Source organism: Pseudomonas sp. VA159-2, from assembly GCF_024126635.1.
Taxonomy (GTDB): Bacteria; Pseudomonadota; Gammaproteobacteria; order Pseudomonadales; family Pseudomonadaceae; genus Aquipseudomonas; species Aquipseudomonas muyukensis.
The window spans coordinates 1-22,496 of sequence record NZ_JAMYBV010000035.1; the positions used below are offsets into that span (position 1 = coordinate 1).

At 63.5% G+C, this 22,496-nt stretch carries 8 protein-coding genes; 4 read left to right on the forward strand and 4 right to left on the reverse strand.

The genetic code is table 11. The annotated features are described in order from the left end of the window. The first annotated feature begins 60 nt into the window (after positions 1 to 60). Positions 61 to 981 carry a TonB-dependent receptor gene (locus NJG22_RS22505; RefSeq protein ID WP_253097811.1) on the forward strand — a complete coding sequence of 307 codons (921 nt, stop codon included), beginning with the start codon at positions 61 to 63 and terminating at the stop codon, positions 979 to 981. 129 nt (positions 982 to 1,110) lie between these two features. Here the strand turns inward: NJG22_RS22505 and NJG22_RS22510 are convergent, their stop codons facing one another. The 4 genes from NJG22_RS22510 to NJG22_RS22525 form a co-directional block, all read right to left on the reverse strand. Further along, the gene (locus NJG22_RS22510) at positions 1,111 to 6,279 is read right to left on the reverse strand and encodes a SpvB/TcaC N-terminal domain-containing protein (RefSeq protein ID WP_253097813.1); all 5,169 of its coding nucleotides are present in this window, start codon (positions 6,277 to 6,279) and stop codon (positions 1,111 to 1,113) included. Between the two features lie 76 nt (positions 6,280 to 6,355). Then, a complete protein-coding gene (locus NJG22_RS22515; RefSeq protein ID WP_253097815.1) occupies positions 6,356 to 9,733 on the reverse strand; it encodes a hypothetical protein in 3,378 nt (1,125 codons plus the stop codon). Positions 9,734 to 9,806: 73 nt separating this feature from the next. Further along, the gene (locus NJG22_RS22520; RefSeq protein ID WP_253097817.1) at positions 9,807 to 14,420 is read right to left on the reverse strand and encodes a neuraminidase-like domain-containing protein; all 4,614 of its coding nucleotides are present in this window, start codon (positions 14,418 to 14,420) and stop codon (positions 9,807 to 9,809) included. Positions 14,421 to 14,450: 30 nt separating this feature from the next. Further along, entirely contained in the window at positions 14,451 to 19,085 is a 4,635-nt protein-coding gene (locus NJG22_RS22525; protein ID WP_253097819.1) for an Ig-like domain-containing protein, read from the reverse strand. Between the two features lie 209 nt (positions 19,086 to 19,294). Here NJG22_RS22525 and NJG22_RS22530 point away from each other — a divergent pair, with 209 nt between their 5' ends. The 3 genes from NJG22_RS22530 to glcD all read left to right on the forward strand — a co-directional run bounded on the left by NJG22_RS22530 (position 19,295) and on the right by glcD (position 22,496). Continuing rightward, positions 19,295 to 19,594, forward strand: a complete 300-nt coding sequence (locus tag NJG22_RS22530) for a DUF2388 domain-containing protein (RefSeq protein WP_217847710.1) — start codon at positions 19,295 to 19,297, stop codon at positions 19,592 to 19,594. Between the two features lie 167 nt (positions 19,595 to 19,761). Continuing rightward, complete coding sequence (locus NJG22_RS22535; protein WP_253097828.1) at positions 19,762 to 20,982, forward strand: M20/M25/M40 family metallo-hydrolase; 1,221 nt, start codon at positions 19,762 to 19,764, stop codon at positions 20,980 to 20,982. Between the two features lie 14 nt (positions 20,983 to 20,996). Then, positions 20,997 to 22,496, forward strand: a complete 1,500-nt coding sequence (gene glcD, locus NJG22_RS22540; protein ID WP_253097878.1) for a glycolate oxidase subunit GlcD — start codon at positions 20,997 to 20,999, stop codon at positions 22,494 to 22,496.

Here is a 22,496-nt window from a genome sequence, read left to right on the forward strand (position 1 = left end):
GTCAAGCGCTGGGGCCCAGGATGGGCCCTACAGCGCGGTCCTCCCGGGAGCAAGGCCGGAGTGAGGGAACCCCGGAGCGTGGTCGACGGCCTATGGCTGACCAGCGGCGTGTCGTTCATCAATGTGCGGCGCAAAGTCGACATCGACTACGCGGTAAACGCCAACCGCACCGACTTCCCGCAGCACGTCGACTACGACAACTGGAGCGTCGCCCCGCGCATCGGCCTGCGCTACGAGTTCGCGCCGAACCTGCAGGTGTACAGCAACTTCAGCCGCAGCATCGACCCGCCCGCCTCGTGGGAATACTCAGGCTCTGGCCCGCCCCTGCCCTACATGCGCCCGCTGGTGGAGCAGAAGGCCAACACCTTCGAGGTCGGCATCAAGGGCAGCCATGGCATCTTCGACGGCAGCCTGGCGCTGTACCGCTCGTGGATCCACGACGAACTGCTGAACGTGCAGATCATCCCCGCCACCACCGCCGCGGTCACCGGCGCGTTCAACGCCTCGCCGACTATCCACCAGGGCATCGAGGCCGGGCTCAATACGCGCCTGTGGCAGAGCGACCAGGGCGACCTGGTGCGCTGGCGCCAGGTCTACACCTACAACGATTTCTATTACCGCCACGACAGCACCTTCGGCGACAACCAGTTGCCGGGCGTGCCCAAGCATATCTACCAGGGCGAGCTGCAGTACCAGGACCACAGCGGCTGGTACACCGGAGTGAATGTGCAGTCGGCGTCGCGCACGGCGGTGGACTATGCCAACAGCCTGTATGCGCCGTCGTACACGATCTGGGGGGCGAACCTGGGCTACGAGGCGCCCAAGGGCGACTGGAAGGTCTCGCTGGATATGAAGAACCTGGCGAACAAGGCCTACGTGACAGCGGTGACGCCGGTGTACAACGCCCAAGGGCAGGACACCGCGTCGTTCTGGCCCGGGGATGGGATCGGCGCCTATGTCGGGCTCGAGTTGAGGTACTGACGCCGCGACGCCTGGTTCGCCAGCATGGCTGGCTCCTACGGGCGGGCAGGTCACAGACGGCGTAGGAGCCGGCTTGCCGGCGAACACCGGCGCAGCCGGTGCCATCATCGTGGCGCTGGCTTCGCCAGCTCAGGAGCCGGCGCCCGCGCGCTCGATCACCTCGGCCCAGGTGTCGTTCTCGTCGTACACCACGGTGAACCAGGGATACAGCTGCGTGCGGTGTTCGTAGTTCGCCCAGGTTTCGCCAACCTGCTCGCCGTTGGCACGGATGATCCGGATCTCGCGCCCCAGGGCGTCATACACGTGGGTGTCCGCGTAGATCCCCTCGCGGGCGCTGTCATCCCCTACCCAACGCCAGTCGTCCAGATAGAAAGGCAGCCACTGGCGCACCGCCTGGCCCTTGTTGTCGTACTCGGTCTTGCCGCTGACGGCCCAACGCACAGGCGCATCCACCAGCACCGCGCGGCCCTGATCATCCGTTTGCAGGCCACCGGCCTCGGTGCGCACAAAGGCTTTGCCGGGCGGGTTGAGCCGGGCGCTCTGCAGCACTTGCCCACCACCATTGAGCAGCACCGCCACACGCACCTGTTGCTCGGGGTCGGGGTCGTAGCGATCGGTCTGGACATGGATCACATGGGGCGGTGCTTGCCCGCTCATCCGGGGCGCGATGCCATCCTTGCGCAGGCGTTGCGCATCACGTTGCCAGGCCAGGGCACCACAGCGCCGCTCCAGGTCGACACTGCCATCGGCGCGTAGCGCCCAGGGCATCCAGGTATCGGCGACATAGGTAAACGCCTCGGCCACCGGTACCTGCTTGCTGGCGTTCAACGCCACCGCCGCGTCGACACTCAGCGGCGCCAGGAACGCCTTGTCCTTGCTATACCCCACCGCGACCGGTTGTACCGGCTTGACCGGCCTCTCGCTACTGCCGGGGGTTTCGGTGCCGTAGAACCGTGTCGACATGACCCGTCCCAAAGCATCGAGCTCAACCTCGTGGGTATTGTCGTTGGGGTCCTTGATCCGCACCGGGACGCCAAAGCGCCAGTCGTAGGCCTCGACAAGGGTCGTCAGGCCTGCCGCGTCGATCACCGCCTGCACGGCGATATCGTGGGTGCTGTAGCGCAACTCGCTGGGGCCGACCAGGGTGCTGTCCTGAGTGCGCGCTGGCAACCAGAAGCGCCCAGCAGGCAGATACTCGGTAATGCCGTGATGGCCGCAATAGGCCTCCTCGACCGCAGGCCCCCAGGGAATGCCCGGTGCGCCGCGATCATCCGGGTCATGGGGATCTTCCAACTCCTCATCCTCGGGCGGGCGGTTCATGGCGACATAGCCGCCGCGCTTGAGCAAGGCCTCGAGCGACTCCTCCTGCACCCGGCCATCCAGTTCGGCGTCGATCTCGCGCAGCCATTGCTTGGCCGCTGGCAACGCCACTTCGAGCGACTCGCTCGCCCACAGCACGATGCGCCAGAACAAGGCTTGCGCGCGAGCCGCGTAAAGTGCTTCGGCCAGTGCCTTGTACAGGCTATTCGCCTTGGTGCCACCTGCGCCCTCTGCGGCGAGGTACCAGGCCATCACCGCCCATAGATGCTCATCCGGCACGCGACTTTGCTCATGCAGGCGTGCTTGCAACCCAGAGGGAAGCTCTGCGGCCTCGGCCGCCAATAACCGTCGTTGCAACGCTTGCACGGCAATGACAGTCTTCAGCGCGCCACGCATCGCCTCGCACGCCGCCCCATCCTTAGCCGCAACGGGCGCATAGGCGGCTACCAGCGCATACAGCACCTCAAGTGTCGGCGGGCAAGGCACCCGCAGGCGCATTCGCTCGAGCATGTCCGTGGCCGTGTCCGGCGTCTCCAGCCCATCCCTGACCAGTTGCCGCAAGGTCTGGGTGAAGGTCGGCCGGAGCGCGTCCAGCGCGGCCTTGTCGAGCATCGCGGTGCGGGTGTAGGCCTTGAGGGCCTGGCGCGATGGCGTGTTGCTCACGCCCGTGCCATCGGCCTTGCGCCAGATGACCTTTTCGTAACCGGCGAAGGTGGTGCGGCTCGGCTCGTCCCATTTGAAGTCAGCCAGCCCTTCGACGGTGAAGCCTTGCTTGGGCACCTCGCCCGCTTGCAGTCGAATCACGTCTCGGCGCGTCGCATCCGGCAGACCGATGACGAAGTCGTCGCCCGCCACCAGGTTGTGCAGGCTGGTCCGGGTCAGGTTGAGCCAACAGGTATATTGCTGCGGATCGAGGCTGTCGACGATCAACCCTTCTGGCAGGTCTTGCGGATAATACCTGCGCTCATTTTCCTCGGTCGCCAGGTCTGTCTCGGTCAGTTGCCGCGGATAATGAACGGCGACACTGGCCAGCGGGTTGCCGTACTCATCCGCCTGCAGCGTGAGGGTTTGGGCAATCTGCGGATCCTCGGTGATGCGCTCGCATACGAACGACAGCGCTTGCACGGTGCTGACCTGCGCCACGGGATGTTGTGGGTCGGGCATCGCGTAGGCCCGGACCTGCAAGCGCTGGCGGCTGACACTGTAGGGCCGGTCGGCGCCTGCAGCACCATCTTGCCCATACACCTCGGTACGCATCACCTGGCCGCGCACGGCCCGGTACAGCCAGGCCCGCAAGGCCGAACCCGGGACAGGCACGTCATCCTGCTCGCCCTGCGCGGTCCAGCGGGTGAAGCGCACGGTGTCGGGGGCGAAGTCTTTGTCCATATCGCTGAAAGCCCCCTGCGCACTGCCATCGTGCGCTTCCAGGCCGGTGTAGAACCAGGTGCAGGTACGCATCGGCGGCGACAGCTCGGCGGCGCTGGTAGCCGACCGCTCATGGCTGTCGATCTGCACGAGCCGGGCGAAGCCGGCGAACTCGCGCTCTTCGGGATCCCAAACACCCCCCAGGTAGGTGGTCTCGCTGCCCAGGCACAGGCCGGTGATGTCGTTGACCGTGGTCACGCGGCTGACAGTGTGGACAGGGAACGGCAGGTAGCTGACCGCAGACGTGCCCGCGCCGGCCGCGGCCTTTTCGTCCAGCCAGGCCTGTGCCGAGCTGCGGTACTCCAGCAAGGTGCGCGAACCGGCATTGTCCACCACTTGCTCGAGCAGCCAGGGTCGCCGGTCGTTGAAGCGGAACAGCCAGCTGCGCGGGCGCAGGTTAGGTCCGCCATGGGGCACGGTCAGCAGCAGGTCGGCGGTGCCCTGCCCGCGAATATCGGCAACCTGTAGCTGGCACGTCGCATCGAAAAGCACCCCGGGCGGGGCCGGGATACTGTCGCCTTCGACATAGCGGTTGCCACATTGGCTGACGAACACCCGGATGCGCTCTGGCTCCAGATACAGAATATCCGTGGTACCCGCACCGTCGGTGTCGGCCAGCCACACCCGCGAGGCATTGAAGCGGTCCACCGCGAACCCCGGAATCGCCACGGCTTCGGCGAAGTTGCCGTAGCCCAGCGACGGCCACAAGGTCACCCCCTGGCCGGTGATCCGCAGCAGATGCTGCTGGCCGCTGCCGCAGGGGTCGGCGAACGCCACCAGTTGCAGTTCGGATGCCGCCAACGACGGCAAAGGCTCGTTGCCCTGGTACTGCTGGATGACAGCGGCAGACCAGCCGGCCTTGCCGTTGGCGGGATAGACCCGCACCGTCCTGGGGCCTAACGGCAACAACACGACATCTTGCAGGCCGTTGCCGGTCAGGTCGGCCAGGCGCGCCTGGGGATGGCCGAGCTCCGCGGGCATCGTCAGCGGCGTCATCGCGCTCCACTGCCCATCGGGGTTGAGGGTGATGCTGCCACGAACGCTGCCGGTAACCAGCCACTCCAGCCGACCATCGCCATCCAGGTCGGCCAAGGTGCCGTTCATGCAGGGACGTAGCGGCAACAGCTGTGGCGGGCCCCAGGTAATGGCATCCTTGAGCGCCACCCTGCCTGGCTTGGACGCCAACCACTGCGCGAGGGCCCGCGCTTCCAGGCGCTGAAAGGCCGCATGGCGCCACGGGCCGCCGTGCACGGGTGTCAGTTCCCGCCAGATTGGCGTGGTCAAGCGTTGGGGCCGCCGGTACATCCAGGCATCGCGGTCCTTGTACAGCAGACCCGGTACACCTTCGCCAAACAAGTCCACCAGTTGCCAGGCGTGCTCCCAGAACCCCTCCAGGGCCGGCATGGCTTCCCAGCGGGGCGCCCCCCGGCCTGGGAGGGTCATCTGGAACTCCAACGGCGGCATCCGGGTATGGGCGTCGTAGGTGATCTGCTGCACGGACTCCAACAAGCTGGTCACGCTGCTGCTGGTGTATTTCAGGTGCAAACGCTCAACCAGCACCGGGGTATCCCCTTCCTCGTACGGCGTCTTGCCCATGCGCCGCCACAACAGCACGTCGCGGCACAGGCGGCGAATCCGTACCTCGAAGCCATAGCGCCAGAACGAATGGCGGTCCGCACGCACCGGCCATGGATCATCGGTTTCCAGCACCGGTGGCACGCAGGGATCGGCGCCGCGCTCGCCGTAATCGAACAGCGTGAATTCCTTGAACTGGGCTTCGTCGAAAGCACTGCGAGGCAATAAAAAATCAAACGAAGGTGAAACATTTTTGCTGTATACCGCACTGAGGTAGAGATGAGCGCCCCCTGGGTGGGCAGCGCATTCATCGCCATCGCACCCCTGCTCGTTCTCCTCTCGGTAGCGATACACCACATGCTCGCCATACCGCGAGACCGTCTCCTCCAGATACCAGCCGGCCACGCGATCCGCAGACAGCGGGTCACGCAAGCGCGCCGACCAGCCATACAGCGACAGGCTGCCATCCGCCAGCTTGTGCACCCAGAAGCCTGCATCCTTTTCCTGTCCTGGGGCCGTCCAGTGCTGCAAGCACTCCGCGCGACTGCCGAAACGCGACCACCAGAAGGTGACCTGGAACTCCGGTGAGCCGGGCCAGAACGGCAACCGGCGCGTTTGGCTCCCCCCGCGCAGGATCTCCTGGCCATTGGGTCCGACCATACGATCGTTGCCGTCGTACTTGGGGAAACCGAAGCGCGTCATGCGCAACACAGCGGGCAACGGGCAGTCCCAACCGGCACCGAAGGGGCCATTGCCCCCCGCCGAGGAATACTGCAGTGTCAGCTCGGCAGACAAACTCCGCCCCTTGGGCGATGGCAGCGGCAATTGCCAGCCGGCGGCGCCGTCGGGGCCACCGGCGGACAACATGCCGCCACCGATGGAGACGGTGCCACCGCCTTTGGGCAAGGAAGGTGCGGGTGCGCCTGAAACGCCACGCTCATCCGCAGCAGGGGCTGCGGCGCTCACAGGTTCCAGCATGTTTGACTCCTGCACGGGCAAGGTAATGAACAGCGTCTAGCGCAGGCAAGCGCCAAGGGAATACAGCCGAGCCGCCTCACAGCACATGAACAGTTCCAGCCTTGACCGGTGCTTTGAACAGTGAACAACTAAAGCTCAACTCCCCTTTCGCACCACTGACTGTGCCAGTCACACTCCACCGGGTGGAATCCTTTGCCGCATCCACTGGATTGCCCTTGCCAAGGCCTGGCACCGCCTTCCAACTTGACGGGTACTGGTCGTCTTTGATGGTCAACTCCAGGCTCAACTTAAGCGCTGCCAACGGCGAATTCTTCTTATGCTTGACGAGCATGTCGCGGGGCAGATGGCTGATAAGAGGATCATAATCGGGCACCCATGCTATTTCTTTCCCCAAGTCAGTCGACATCAGCACCGCCACCCCCAACGGGAGCCGCGTCGTAAACTTGTCCAGCTCGACCTCCAAGTTAAAAATGCCGCTGGTTTGGGTTTTGGGTTGCATTTTCCATGTCGCGCCATCCACATGAATATCATTGTCGCGCCCATAGTCCGGCGATGGCGTTATATCGCCCTGTCCCACCCCACCATTCGCGACGCTGACAAAATGCAACTTCATTTTGAGGCCCAAGCTATAAAGCGCACTGCCTTTGTGGGGGATATATTTGATTTCTCCCGGACTTTCCAGCCAGAAACACCCGCCTGTCAATACCTCGGAGCCGGTCACCACCAATCGGCCTTCATCCCCCAGGTTTCTGGCCAACACCGCACACTTTTCCCACAACAGTGGCTTTTTGAACCCTGGGATCGTGACCGACAACCCAAATGTGCCACTCTTTTCTTTCGCGGATACTTTCCAGGGCACACCGTTTTCCTTCAGTGGGGTGCCCTTCCCGTAACCAGGGTCCGCGCCCACGTCTGCCTCAACAAGCTCACCGGTTCTGCTGAAGCCGAGCGTCGCCTCCAACCCGGCCTTGGCCAATGGGCTGCCGGTACGGGCCTTCAATAGCAACTCTTTGGTTTCTTTGCGCCAGTAAATATCGGTGCCATCGATGTTGTCGCCAGCCGATGTCAGGCCCGCCTCGTCCGCCAGATCTTCAGACATCAGGATCCCAGCGCCCATCACCCAAGCTTGTGCAAACGCGTCACTGAGCAGGGTCAAGCCAAAGGTACCGCTCGGCAGTTGTTCTCCAGTACCCCGTTGCCCCGTCAATTTCCAGAACGCGGCATTGCTCGACAATTGTTGCGGCATTCCATACTCGGGCTCTGGTTTGACATGTTCTTTGCGCGTCGTATTGGCCTGTTCGTCGAATTGCAGTCGATAGTCGAAACCCAGCCCTGTCACCGGGCTGTCAGGCATGGCCTCGATGCGCAGGGTCTGAGGGCTTGCCGTGTCGCCGTACCAGAGGATGAACGGCTTGGTGGCGGACCATTCGCCCAGCGTGATCGTGAACTCATCCTCCAGGCGCGGCGAGATCATCGCGCAACGCGGCAAGGTGACCGAGCCTAGTCCCTTAACCTCGATCTGCAACTTGAACCAACCGCTTTTCGCTTGGCCTATGAGGGCCCAGTCGGCAGTCCCTGCCTCGAACTCAGCCCATTCGTCAAACTCGGGCTCAGGCTTGATATCCCCGGCCACCAACGCACCATCCTTTTCGAACACCAGGCATGCCTCGAGCGGCATCTTGGCCAAGGGGCTATCAGCCAAGGCGCGTAACGCCAGGGTATAGGCAGTACCTCTGCGGCAGATCGGCGCCTCGAACGCTTCGAGCTCCTCTGCCAGCGGACGCATCTGCACGCCTTTGAGCCCGTAGCCCACCTTCAAGCCTTCAACCAGCGCTTGCAGGCTAAAAATGCCGCGTACAGCCGAGCCCGCCGTAATCGTCCACGTCAACCCGGTCTTGGTCATCTCCCGTGGTTCATTGGCGCCCAGGTCGATCCCCAGGGTTTCACCGTCCGGCCAGTCCAGCCACACCTTTTTATCAACGAAGTCCTTTTCTCCAGCCTTGGGGCCCAGGGTCAGCGTGTATTGCTGCCCGCAGATCAACTGCAGTTCACCCCACTTGAACGCTTCAATCGGATCACTACCGAGCAGGAACTCCATTTGCGCAGGCCACGGGCTGGTCTCGAACACATTGAATACATGACTTTCAGTGCTTGGCCGGTCGAAGCCATCGGTACACTCGGCTTCGACCACCATTTGCCCGTTGTCATCGATATCCTCGCGGGTCGGCGTGTACTTGAATAGCGACTGTCCCTTATCGTCTGTGACTATCGTTGTGTGCTCCTTGCCGTTGATCTTCCAGCGCACCTCGATACCTGCCAGCCCGGCGGCGGAAAATGGCGACTTCACGCTGGCGATCACTTGCGCTTCGTCACCCTGGTCGATGATCAACCCGGCGTTGCTGGCGTCCAGCTTGCTGATGTCGTACCTGAAGTGGCCCACCTTCACCGCAAACGCATGCTTGGGCGCTATCCAGTAACTGCCCAAGCCAAGGGTGGTCGCACCGGACTGCAGCCAAGACTCGTCAGTCAGTGCAAGCTGCCAATCGGTATCCACGCCTGCGGACAACAGCTGGTAAGACTCAGGCTGGTCGGCGTCGTCGACATTGAGTAACGGGCGCGCGGTCAAGCCATAGTTCCCAGGTGGCAAGCCGTTCTCATCCAGCCATTGCAAACTGCAGCGCTGTACTTCCCAGGCATCACCCTTGGCAACCTGTACGCTCAAGACTGGCTTGGCACCATGGCACAGCAGGTAAGGCGCCTTGGTCTGATCAGGCACGCCCGCGTCCGGCGGATCGGTGTGCAGCGTCAATTTCTCCACACCGGGCTCGCCCAGGTGCGCATGCAATTGCACAGCGGTGAGGTACAGAAAAGGCCTACCGGTTTCAACAGGTGTGTCGAACTGCACCCGGACACGTTCCAGCTTGTCGGTTACCGTGCTCATGTCCAAGGCCAATGGCGTCAGCGTCTGCCACTCGCGCACCTGCTCGCCCTCGCCTCCCCTTGGTGTGCCCAGGCCTCGCAAGGGCTCGTAGAACAGTCGCTCGGCGGGTTTTCCTTCCCTGAGCGCCCAGACCGTCAGCCAGCAAGTATCGAAATACAGTACATCGTACTTGCAGCCCAAGGAGTACCCAGGTGGCGTCGGCGCCCCGGGGTCATAGGTAATGGGTAGCTCGATATCCTGTTGCAGCCAGGTATCTGCGTTGATTCTGATGTAGGGATCGCTTCCTGGCCCGGTCGTGAAGTTGTTACTTTTGCATAACCAAGGTTTGTCCTCGGTTGTTTGCCGTTGTGGGCGGAACAACCCCAGGAGCGACCGCCACACGCGCATGAACCACGGGTTCGGCCAGCCAATGCTGTCTGATGGGAAGTTAGGCGCCTGTACGATATTGTGACCCGGCGTTTGCGTAGCCTCACCGAGGTTGTTGGCAACTTGCAGTTCATTAATGTTGGACATGTCCATCCCCTTGTTCCCAGCCCGTCATCGCAGGTTTTCTCCGCGCCAACTGGGGCGCCGCCCCCTGAATTGTTCAATACACCGCCGCATCACCCGCCGCCCTCGGTGGCACTGCTTCGAGCAGGTCTTCAACCTCCTGTTCAAACTGCGAATCGCCACGCAAAGCGTGATAGGCGACATGCACGATGATGTCGCTGAGGCTCGCGAGCAGGTCGCCCTGGCTGGCATGACGCGGCAAGCGCAGATGCCAAGTCGACACGGCCCCACTACCCTCGTACGGAAAGTAGCGTTCATCGCCCGGATCGAAGTTGAACATGCCCGTGTCACGGTCTGCCGTGGAGTGGCACGTACGCTGCCCAGGGCGCAGGCTCAGCATCACGTTGCGATCGTTGACTGGCTCTGTGGTTGCTTTTGCCGAGAGGTACCTCACGCCCTCGATATCCGGCTTGGTCAGCAACTGGCTTTGGCTCTGGCGCAACTCGACGCGCATGTTCTGGTAAGGGAACATCAATGCCGGCATGCTCAAGGCCAGGCTGTGCAGCCGGCGCTGGTAATGACCGGGGTAGTCTTCGTTGTACAGGTCTTCGGAGAGGGTGAACCACAACTCGCCTTTGCCGGTCAGGATCGATTGCAGCGTGTCCTTTTTGGGGTCATAGGCCTCCCCCGTCTCCTTGCACACCAAGCCCGCCTGGAGCAACGCTTGCAGCGACACGTCCTTGCGGATCTCCAATTGCCGCTCGTTGCGCATCAGCCACTCTTGCAGCAGGCGCTCCAGGTCCATCTTCAGGTCGCCGAAGGCGTTCAGGCCGTAGCGGTCGGCGCGCCACACCACCGGGCGCAGGATCCGCGTGTCATAGCGACCGGTTTCAAATTGCCAGCAGGCCTCGGCGGCATTGCACAGGCTGACGGCCACATCGAAACAGGTCGCATACCAACCAGAGGCCTGCGCCCGGAGCCAACCGTACAGCGACGCGCTGGTCGACTTGTTCTGATAGAACTGGTGAAGCTGCTGGGCCTGTGCCAGTAGCTGGCGGCTGTGCAACAGCGCGCGGTTGGCGGCCAAGGTGGCATGTTTCTGCGCCTGCAGTTGCTTGTCGATGGCCTGCAGGTTCTTTTCCGCCAGGCCAAGCTGCAAGCGCCAATCCTGCTCACGACGCTGGTAGCCTGCCGTTTCGCGCAGTATGCCCGCGGCAACATCCTCGGCCCCTGCCCAGATCTGCCCGCCATACCCCAGGGCCATCAACGCGGCGCCGAAGTTCATCCCGCCATTGGCCAGCCCGAATACATTGGGCGCCGCAGTCAGCGCTTGCCCGGCCGACTGCATCACGCCAGCGCTCGTAGACAGCAAGCGGGCGTGGGCAGTCAGGGTCATCGCCGCGATTTCCTGGGCACTCAAGCCTTTGTCGAGCAGGCCCCGGTAATGATCGCGTTGCACTGCAACAACACTGCGCTGGGCCTCCAGGGCCTCCAGGGTTTTCGCTTGCTGTTCGTGGAGTTGCTCCTGAATACCGATGACATAACCGGCGATCTGCGCGGCATGCTCGAACTGCAAGGCCTCGAGCTGGGTGCGCTCCTCCATCTCCATGAAACCGCGTAGTTGCTCGCCGAACTGCATCAGCGCCGCCACGGTCTCCTGGGCCTTGGCCACCACCGTGCGGAAGCGATACGGCGGCACCAGCATGCGATGACCTTGCAGGTGCGAGGGGCCACCGGCACCGCCCATGCGCGCCAACAACAGGTCGAAGGGGTTGGCCACCGGGTCGTACAACGGCAGTTGCATCGGGTTGCCGTCGATACTGAGGAAGTGCCGCAGGTTGTATTGACGATGGTCGAGCACTTGCCATACATCCAGCAATTGCTGGTTGATCGGGAGTCGAAATGCAGGGTGCGCCGCTGCGCCAACCCACAGGAAGGTGTCCAGGCGCTTGGGCAGGTTCGCAGGCTGCAGCCCTTGCTCGTGGCGCAACAGCGCGGCCTCGTCGGGCCCGGTTTCCAGCACTTGTGCGAGTGTGGCCGGCTCCCAGGTGCTGACCGTTCGCGCATCCGGGGCCTCGCCCATCAAGCCCTTGGCCCGCAGGTAGAGGTCCTCGGCCCGCTTCACGCTGGCACGCGTCTGCTGGCGAAACTCCAGGTCCCCTTCGTCGATCAGCAGTTGCACGTACTGGAGGAACACCGCCTTGCGGTAATGGGAGGGCGCATGCAAGGCAATGACGTGGGGGTCGACCAACTGATGCTCCAGGCCGGGGGCCTCGGTATCGTCCTGTAGCAGCCAGGCACACCCCCAGTAGTCGACGCCCGCCATTTCGGTTGCCGGCTGCCGGCGTTGCGGATTGAAGATCAGCCCCAGCCAGTCACGGGCCTCGGCGAAGCGCTGTTCTTCCTGCAAACGCGAGGCGATGGCCTGGGGAACGTGGAAAAACAGCTCGCGCAGGTAAAGACCATAGGCATCGAAATAGCCCAGGGCAGGATCCTCGTCGCTGCGTTGCCAGCCCAGGTAGGTATCGCCTCGCAGCGTTGACTGGTAGAGCGGCTCGCGCAGGTGTTGCGCCTCCCAGGCAAACACGGCCTGGGGCGAGACCTCAGCTCGATTGATCAGGTCGGTGACTTGTAGCGAATTAAGCCGCACGGCCAGTGAATTGGTCGAATTGCCCAGTTTGTCGAAGACCAGGAAATCAACGCCGCTACCCTGCGATTCCAGATAAGGCACCCAGGCGCCCGTGGGGTCTGTATGTTTGACCACGGTCACGCTGAAGTCGCCCTCCGGATCTTTGTCTGCGCTGGGCCGCCAGGTGACCTTGAGTGGGTTGGTCTGGCTTGTGTCCCAGTCAAGCTCTATCCAGGGCGAGGCCGCCGCACCGTTGAGCGTCACCTCACCTTCCCACGACGTGGAGCCGCTCGTGCTCAGCTTCATTTTCACGGAGGCATCGCTTTGCGGGTGCACCGTGATGAAATTGTTGCCGTTGACCAGCTTTGTAAAGGTGCCGCCGGCGACCATGAACTCAAAACCCGCACCGTCTTTGATTTGCTGCAAGGTATAGGTGGCAAGTTGACTCGGGTTTGTCAGTTTGACCGGCTTGCTCGACTGCGCCCAGCCATAGGCGCTGGCACTGAATGTGTCCAGAACCACCTCGGCTGCCAGCCCGGCATGCTTGAGCACCACCGTCAACCCCGTCGGTGCCGTGGCAATAGCGCAACTGAACCACAGCTCATTGTTCGGCCCTGTGCTGACTTCAACGCGCAGCTGATTGCCGTTGTCAAGGGCTGCGACATGAGACAGGTACACCCATGCCGGTGCCTGGACTGCCCGCACTTCGCTGCTGCGGCCACGCAAGGACAGCCGGTGCTTGTCGCCGCGTTGCTCGAGGTAGGCCTCCAGGCTCAAGTAGGGGTTTCTCGGATCTTTTTCAGCGAGCGGGGGGTCGCGCTTGACGGTCTTCAACTCATACTCGGCGTCCGCAAGGCGACGCTGCAGGTAGCGCTTGCCGGCGGCCGCCCCAGGGAAGAAGTAGGTAAACAGCTTGCCCCTGGCGGTGGCCGAGAACGCAGTGTTCGTGGCTATGACACGCTTGAGCACATCACGCTGCAGGGTGAACACTTCCTTGGCGGCAGCCATCGCGACGTCGACCCCGAACTTGAGGGCGACGAGCATCTGGTCATCGCTGCCGCGCACACGCTCCACCGCCGTGGCCAGGAGCTGCGCGACGAACGTGGGCGCCACTTCTTCGCCGTCCTGCTGTTTTACCGGCACAAGCTCATCATGCGCCCACAGCACCTCTGGCGCGGACCACTGTTCATCCAGCCCTAAATAGACAAGCTGCAATTTCAGCGGGTAGCGCCAGAGCTTTGGCTCATCATCTGACGGCTCCCCTGGGGCATCGACAGGCACCTCGACCCGCGCATCATGCTGCAGCCAGACCAACTGCAAGCGCCCAGCGAATCGCAGCAGCCGTGCTTCGAGCACCGTCCCTCCCGCGGGCAGCTTGATGTCCTGCCATTCGCTCCAGGCATCCGGCAGGATATGCGTGGAGCCCTGGTCCAGGCGGACCTTGGCCTTGCGCCAGGAGTAGCGCGGCGGGCTGGCGGTGTCGCTGCCCAGCAAGTAGTAGTCCGAGTTGGCAAAGGTATAGCCGGTATAGTGATCGCCATCCTGGTAGCCACCCCGGTAATCGATGAAGCCGGACAGGACGCGAATACTGTTTTGCTGCTCATACCCTTTCAGGTAGGTGCGCACGGCGCTGTAAATGGTCTCGTCCTTGAGGCGCCCCTGGCCCAGGTCGACGAGCAACTGCTTGAACAACGCCGTGGCATCCAGACGCAGGTCGTAACGAATGTAGTTTTCCGGATAGTCTTCCAGTAGCTGATACGCCGCCCACACCGAGTGATTCGACATGGCCTGTGCCCAGAACACCTTCAGTTGCGCTGGGAAGTCGGTGTCGTAACCAGGCTCGATATTGTCGAAGATCGAGTGGATATGGCTGACGGTGCAGGCCTGGGCCTCGGCCACGAAACTGGTGGCGACCGCCGAGGTGGCCTGGGTGTCGGTCTTGAAATAGCGGTCCAGGTGATCGGGGGTGATCATGTTCAACCCCGCTACGCCGAGGATGTCCGGCATGTAGTGGTGCATGTACAGATCGCGCAAGGCATCCCGCTCTTGCTCGTTCAGTAGATTGCGCAGTGCTGTGTCCATGGTGGCCTCGCAATATGCTGTAACGTTGGCTTAGCGGGGGCGTGCCGTGGCGAGCGCCTCGGCAGCAGGTACCACCGTGATCGCGCACTGAACACTCTCCTGGGCATGGCGGTACCGGATGGCGAAGCGCGTGGTGGTCTGGAATTTCAAACCCTTGTTTCTGCTGGTGATGGTCCAGCGCAGTTTGGGCTTGCCCTTCTCGAGGTCCAGCCATTCCCCAAAGCCCTTGTCGAATGTCAAGCCCAGCGACGCTGCGGAGGCGCCTTCACCGGATACCAGTTGCACGCGTTCCTTGAGCTCCAGCACTGGATGATCTGTTGGCAGGATGTAGTCCAGGTAGTAGGTTTGGGCGTCGTCCCCCTCCGGCTCATGGAGGGTGAACGACGCACCCTCGCCGACCCGCTGGGATTCGTGGACCCATTCAATACGCGCATTCAGCGCATCCACGATTGGAATTGACGGGAAGCGATGGCGATCAGCGGGGTCTTGTTGCCACTTGCGTAGATGTCCCTCCATTTCCATCGTGGATTGCGGTTCTGGCAATGCAACGAACTGTGCGCGGGCATAACCATCGGGGCCAACGTAGACATCTTCAGACGGAACCCCTGGAGGCGTATAGATCACGGGGAAATTGATGACTGGCTTGCCATCGGAGCTGAACACCTTGACGGCATACTTGACAACATCATCGCCCCCGCGTACTGGCCAAGATTCGGGGTCGACCCAAACGATATCCTCGGCGTCAATCAAGACATCGATCTCCAGCTTGCCTGCCGAATCCGCATGGCCCTCTTCAGGGCTCACCGTTACCGTCAGCGTGCCTGCGGCGCTGGCGACCAGCGTTGCCCAGACCCAGCCATAATCATCGCTGACACTTTGCTCGTCTTTGATAACCGTGCCCGCCGGTACGCCCCAGGAGACCACTACCCCTGCGACCGGGTCTCCATCCAGGCCAGTCAACATGGCCCGGACCTTCATGTCTTCGCCGACAACGGCATGGGTGGTCAGGATGAACGCGCTGACATAGGGCTGGTCGTCAAAGCCGACAGTGACTTCCTGCATTGAGTCTTCGATATCCGGGCAATGGCAATAAACGTACCCTGTACCTTCGGAAAAGCCCCTCAACCTAACGGTACTGAAGCCCTCATGGTCCGTAAGCGTGTGCCCGTCGCTGTCCCTGAACGTCCAGTCTTCCCTGTCCGTGGTCCAGATGACTTTCTGGTCAGCTGCCGAGTTGTCGTGCCTGTCCATCACCCGGACGCGCAGCAGATGAGTCCCGCGGTTGCCGGCCAGTGGCCAAGGCGCCTGGGGACGATTCTCGATATCATCCACATTCAGGCTGTCAGCATCGAAGCCAACGGTCACGGCCGTGCTCACCTGACGCCCCAACAGGTAGGTCGCGGTGATGGTGGCTACGCCCATCATGCTGCGCCCCTCAAACTCGATTGTCGCGACGCCATTGTGGTCGGTGGTGCTCTGGTCGCCCTTCAAGTACCCCAGGTTGGTAGCCCATTTCACTGGCAGGCCCGAGACCGCAACACCATCCCGGTCGAGCAAGGTGAAGGTGATGGTCGTCGCGTCGGTCGCCTTAGGGTTGGCGATCAGATAATCTTTCGCGGGCTTGCAGGTCGGCAACTGGCTTTGCCGCAGTTCCGGGTCGCTAGCCACTTCGCCGACCTTACGCTCCAGGCTCGCCAGCATTTCTTGCGCAGCCTCACGGTAAAGCTGGACGCTGTCATGCACGCTGAGGCGGCTCAGCTTCATCACCGACGCGGCGCTCAGGCCGGTCTTTGCGCAAAACTGCTGGATACGCGCCACCATCCACAACTGCGCCACGTTGCGCACGATGCCATCGGCACTGGCTTGCCTGGCGACGTCGAACACTTCATTGATGCCCCAGCCCAGCAAGTCAGCCACCTCCTCGGCGGCAGCCTCGCGCACCAGGCGCAGTTCGTTGCCGCTCAGCGGGCCCAGCTCCTCGATCAACCGGAAATAGTCCAGCACCGCGTGTTCGCCTTTGCGTGCCTGACGCACACAGCGGGTATAGCGTGACAAGAAGTACAGGGTGTGCAGGGTCAGGTCGAGGGAGAGAAGGCTGAAGCGCGTGCGTTGTGGGCGTGACAGCAGGCTGGAGAGCATTGCCGGACTCAAGTCGAACTGCACCACGACCTCTTTGCGCCGCTGCATCCGGCGCACCAGCGGCAACATGTCCTTCATGGTCTCGGAGCTTCGCCCAGCGGGGACGTATTCCACCGCATAGGCCAACAGGTCATGCACGGTGCCAGCGGCCCAGTACAGGATCGGCACCGCCAAGGTGGCGTCGACTTTGAGCAACTGGGAAACGCTCTGTTGCACCAACTCCCACTGCTGCGTGCGAACCCGCAACACCACCCCCAGGACCAGCTCGACGACGCGCTCGACATCCGCCTCAGGCAGCTCCCGCATGGCCACCAGCTGGATTTCCCGCCTGGCAAAGTCTTCGTACAGCACCGGGTCGAAATCCTGCGACCCACGACCGCTTCTGATAACCAGGCCAAGGGCATCGACGACCCTGTCCAGCTCGGTTTGCCAACGCTTGCCTTGCAGTGCCGGAACACCGGCCTCCAGCAACAGCTTGTCGATATCCCTGAACGGCGACACCTGAGTGGCCAACTCGAGGAGTAAGCCTCTGACCTCAAGCGGCGTGACATCCAGTACTTCCAGCGGCTTGAGCTGTTCCACCAGCCAGCTGACCTTCACCCCTTCCTCGCGACACCACAGCACGCATTGGCTGACGGCATGAATGACACTCACCGTGTCGGTGTGCGAGGCAGACTGGTACGGGGTGTTATGCGGCTGGCCGGTAAGCTGCTTGAGGAACCGACCATCGGGGCTGAGCACTTCCAGCAGGGTCAGCAGCTCGATCAGGCCGATACCGAGCAAGCGCGCCAGCAATGTCACCCGGTAGAGGGTGCTCACCGTTTGCACGGAACGTTGCAGCCACGGTTGTTGATGGAATTGCATGACCGCGCGCGCCAGGTAGCGGAACCCCTCCATGTTCAAGCGCAGGCCCCGGCACAATTGCTGCACGGTCCGCCTGCTGTCGTCGTCGCTGCCCGCCAGGCTGAATGGCTTGTCGTCCAGCACCAGCGGCAGGCTGTCGTCGAAATTGAACACCCGATCGAAATGGCTGGGTGTCTCGCCTGGGCCGTACACCGCGATATCGCCAAGCAAGGTGGCGAAGTCCTCTGCCGTGCACGCGAACTGTTCCCGCAGGTACTGGAACAGCCCCAAGGCGCGAAGGGTCGCGGTGCCAATGCGCAACGGCGTGGCCTCGACACGGGCTCGGCGCCCGGCGGGTTCGCCACGTCGCTGCGCATCGATGGCCGCGCAGAGCACCTGGTCCGCCTGCGCGGGTGACAGCTGCATGGCATTGGCCACCCGGATCAAGCGGTTGAGCCGATCGCAACGTGCCGGCGTCAAACCGAGGAAGTAGTTGTCGTTGTCCTCCTTTTTCTCCTCCTCTTCCCCTTCCTCCTTGATCGGGCGCGCCACCGCGACGGGCTGCGCACCATCGCTGTTGATGAAGCGTGCGCCAAACTGCATCGCGGCCTTCACCGTGGGGGCCGGCTGCAGATTACCGGAGACGATGGGCGTATGCTCGGCCCGGGCGAGCAGGGCGTTCATCTGGCCTTCGTCCATGTTCAGCGCTTGGCAGAACCTCGGCGTGGTCTGCAGGTCGGCATAGCTCTGGACGCCAAAGTGTTCCTTGAAGAACCTGGCACCGGCCTGCGCCTGCACCCGATTGGCATAAGGCACCACACCTTCGTCGAAGTACGGATCGTCAAGCAGCATGCCGCGCAGGATCGGTCCCAGGCCCGAATACTGTGCCAACGCCGTATCCGACCATTGCGCATGACCGCCGGGGTGAATGAAATAAGGGGCGTCGATGTCACCCACTGCCGCCAGGTCGCTGATGTACAACTGGTTGTAGGTCAGTACGGTTTTAACCTGGGCGGTATAGAACTCGTATGGAAAGCGCTGGTAGGGGTAGCGTTTGGCGAGCAGTTGGTCCTGTACCGCGATGGGGTCGTAGGTCCCGCTCGCCGAGTCGCCGGCGATGGCATGCTTGAGCATGTTGATGACCACCTCGACCTGGGTCACCACACGGTTGACGGCCCGTTCATCGAGCTGCAGGGCGAGCACATCAGGCCGGCGCTGGGCGAACGTCACCGCGGTGCGCGGGTTGGCGCGCTTCTCAAGCTCACGCATGAACAACTGCAGATCGACCAGCCAGGCCACCGGCGATCCGGTACTTTCGATGGCGCCTGGCTGGACTTGTCCGTTCCACCCATAACCAAGCAACTGCTCCAGGATCGGCGCGCCTGGCTGCGCCAGAAGGCCTTTGCGCTGGCTCGCGGCCTGGCCGCTGCCGGCGCTCAAGCGCGCCTCGCGGAACCTGCGCATCAGGGCGAAGAACGCCACATTCAGGCGCTCGCTCAGTTGCTTGGCCTGCTTGGCGTCGAGCCTTGGCAGGCGAGCCATCAAGTAGCCCAGGTCTGCCCGCTGCCAATTGAACACCGAGTCCTGGACCAGGGCCTGGTTGTCACCCATCTCCGGCAGGCCAGGCAGCGTCTTCAGCACACGCCCCAGCAGTTCCTTGCGATTGTCGTCAGCTATTGCCACCGCCGTGCCTCCATCGATGTGCGCCGGCCTGCACAAAGCAGCCGTCGATCACGCCCTGGGTGCACGCTAGCGCCTCGTGCGCGGCAAAAATACTGGTAGAAATGCTAGGTGGCGCATCCTGCGAAGGGCGCGGGAACTCCCGGGCAAGGCTGGCGCTCTTAACAACATGCAGTAATTCCCTTGGGCTTCACCCTGCTGGAGGACTCACCATGCGTCGTTTACTGCTCGTTTCCTCGCTGTTGCTGCTGCTCCCTGCCGGCGCCGCGCTGGCCCGCGTCGATGCCGGTGACGTCGCCACCTCGGCCGGGGTCTCCGCCTCGTTGTACTCGACCTTCAAGGACGACAAACGCATCATCCCCGCCCGCGACGAGCTGGCGGCCTTCGTCGCCAGCGGCGGTGCCATTCGTGGGGCCTACCTGGAATCGGCGCTGGACCAGGCGCGCCAGGCGCACCCAGGCATGCAGATCAGCGACGAAGACCTGGCCCGCGCCCTGCTCTCGCAGGACTGATACGCCCCGCCGGGCTTGCGGGCCCGGCCTTTTTCGTCATTGCCCTGGACGCCCTCGTCGCAGGTGCCAACCAGCGCGTCGCCGGCAAACTGGCCCCCACCGGGCGTTCAGGGTCTACGCTGAACGGTTCATGACCACGCCCTTCATCATGGACCGAGGCCTTGCCCATGCGTTTGCTCGCCACCACCCTCAGCCTTGCCCTGGCCTGCGTCAGCGCCCAGGCCGCCGACATCCCGCCACAAGACCTGCTCAAGCAGGCCCAGGCCGAACAACCCCACTATTTGGAAACCCTCAAGCACCTGGTCGCGGTCGACACCGGCACCGGTACCGAGGCCGGCCTCAAGCAGGTCGGCGGCGAACTGGCCAAACGCCTCCAGGCCCTGGGCGCCGAGGTGAAGACCACAGCGGCCACGCCCTCGGTGGGCGACAACATCGTCGGCACCTTCAAGGGCAGCGGCAGCAAGGGCTTTCTGCTGATGGTCCACTACGACACGGTGTTCGGCCCCGGCACCGCGGCCAAGCGCCCATGGCGCCTGGACGGCGCGCGTGCCTATGGCCCCGGCGTGGCCGACGCCAAGGGTGGCGTGGCGATGATCCTGCATGCGCTGAACCTGTTGCAGGCCCAGCAGTTCAAGGGCTACCGCACCCTGACCGTGCTGTTCAACCCCGACGAGGAAATGGGCTCGGCGGGCTCGAAGGACCTGATCGGCGAACTGGCGCGCCAGCATGATTTCGTCTTCTCCTACGAGCCACCCGACAAGGACGCCGTAACCGTGGCCACCAACGGCATCAACCGCCTGAAACTCGAGGTCAAGGGGCGCGCCTCGCATGCCGGCTCGGCCCCCGAAGAGGGGCGCAATGCGCTGCTGGAACTGGCGCACCAGGTGCTGCAACTCGATACCCTGGGCGACCCGGCCAAGGGCACCACGGTCAACTGGACCCTGGCCAAGGCCGGTGAAAAAGCCAACATCATCCCAGCCCTGGCCAGCGCCGAAGCGGACATGCGCTACACCGACCTGGCCGAGACCGCACGGGTGCAAGCCGATGCGCAACGGATCATCGGGCAACGGCGCATTGCCGATACCCAGGTCAGCCTGGTGCTGGAAAAAGGCCGGCCGCCGTTGGCGAAGAACCCAGCCTCGACACAACTGGCAGCCACGGCGCAACAGCTCTACCGCCAGATCGACCGCAGCCTCGAACCTATCGCCATGCGCTTCGGCACCGACGCCGGCTACGCCTACGTCCCGGGCAGCGACAAGCCAGCGGTGCTGGAAACCCTGGGCGTGGTAGGGGCCGGGCTGCACGGCGACGACGAGTACATCGACGTCGACAGCGTGGCGCCGCGCTTGTACTTGAGCGTGGCACTGATTCGGGCGCTGGCGCAGTGAGCCACGCCGACACCCTGGGCATCCTCCACGACGAGCGCATCGACGGCGCGCTGCCGGTGATCGACAAGCCCGCGTTGCTGGCGGCCCTGCGCGCGGCCCTGCCCGACCTGGAAATCCTCCACCGCGACGAGGAGCTCAAGCCCTATGAATGCGACGGCCTCTCGGCCTACCGCACGCTCCCCCTGCTGGTGGTGCTGCCCGAACGCCTGGAGCAGGTGCAAGCGCTGCTGCAACTGTGCCACCAGCGCGGCGTGCCGGTGGTTGCCCGCGGCGCCGGCACCGGCCTGTCCGGCGGCGCCCTGCCCCTGAGCCAGGGCATCCTGCTGGTGATGGCGCGCTTCAATCGCATCCTCGAAATCAACCCACAAGGGCGCTTCGCCCGGGTCCAGCCTGGGGTGCGCAACCTGGCGATTTCCCAGGCGGCAGCGCCCCATGGGCTGTACTACGCGCCGGACCCCTCGTCGCAGATCGCCTGCTCGATCGGCGGCAATGTCGCCGAGAACGCCGGTGGCGTGCATTGCCTGAAATACGGCCTGACCGTGCACAACCTGCTCAAGGTGCAGGTCCTCACCGTCGAGGGCGAATGCCTGGAGCTGGGCAGCGATGCCCTGGACAGCCCCGGCTTCGACCTGCTGGCGCTGTTCACCGGTTCCGAAGGCCTGCTTGGCATCGTCAGCGAAGTGACCGTCAAGCTGCTGCCCCGCCCACCGCTGGCGCGGGTGCTACTGGCCAGTTTCGCCAGCGTCGAGGCTGCCGGCCAGGCGGTGGCCGAGATCATCGCCGCCGGCATCATTCCCGCCGGGCTGGAGATGATGGACAACCTGGCGGTCCGCGCCGCCGAGGCGTTCATCCAGGCCGGCTACCCGCTGGACGCCGCGGCGATCCTGCTGTGCGAGCTGGACGGCGTCGAGGCCGATGTGCACGACGACTGCGCGCGGGTCGATGCCGTGCTGCGCCGGGCCGGCGCCGGCGAAGTACGCCTGGCCTGCGACGAAGCCGAGCGCGCGCGCTTCTGGGCCGGGCGCAAGAATGCCTTCCCAGCCGTCGGGCGAATCTCGCCGGACTACTACTGCATGGACGGCACCATCCCGCGCCGGGAACTGCCACGGGTGCTGCGCGGCATCGCCGCGCTGGCCGAGCATCATGGGTTGCAGGTGGCCAATGTGTTCCACGCCGGCGACGGCAACCTGCACCCGCTGATCCTGTTCGATGCCAACCGGCCGGGCGAACTGGCACGCGCCGAGGCCATCGGCGGCAAGATTCTCGAGTTGTGCGTGGCAGTGGGCGGCAGCATCACCGGCGAGCACGGCGTGGGCCGCGAGAAGATCAACCAGATGTGCGCCCAGTTCAACCACGACGAGATCAGCCTGTTCCACGCGGTAAAAGCTGCCTTCGACCCCAGGGGGCTGCTCAACCCCGGCAAGCACATCCCGACCCTGCAGCGCTGCGCCGAATTCGGCGCCTTGCACGTGCACCAGGGGCAACTGCCCTTCCCCGACCTGGAGCGTTTCTGA

Excerpts from the sequence above, each read along its gene's own strand:
- NJG22_RS22510 (WP_253097813.1), bottom strand. The coding sequence starts at position 6,279 with ATGCTGGAACCTGTGAGCGCCGCAGCCCCTGCTGCGGATGAGCGTGGC.
- NJG22_RS22515 (WP_253097815.1), bottom strand. The coding sequence starts at position 9,733 with ATGTCCAACATTAATGAACTGCAAGTTGCCAACAACCTCGGTGAGGCT.
- NJG22_RS22520 (WP_253097817.1), bottom strand. The coding sequence starts at position 14,420 with ATGGACACAGCACTGCGCAATCTACTGAACGAGCAAGAGCGGGATGCC.
- NJG22_RS22530 (WP_217847710.1), top strand. The coding sequence starts at position 19,295 with ATGCGTCGTTTACTGCTCGTTTCCTCGCTGTTGCTGCTGCTCCCTGCC.
- NJG22_RS22535 (WP_253097828.1), top strand. The coding sequence starts at position 19,762 with ATGCGTTTGCTCGCCACCACCCTCAGCCTTGCCCTGGCCTGCGTCAGC.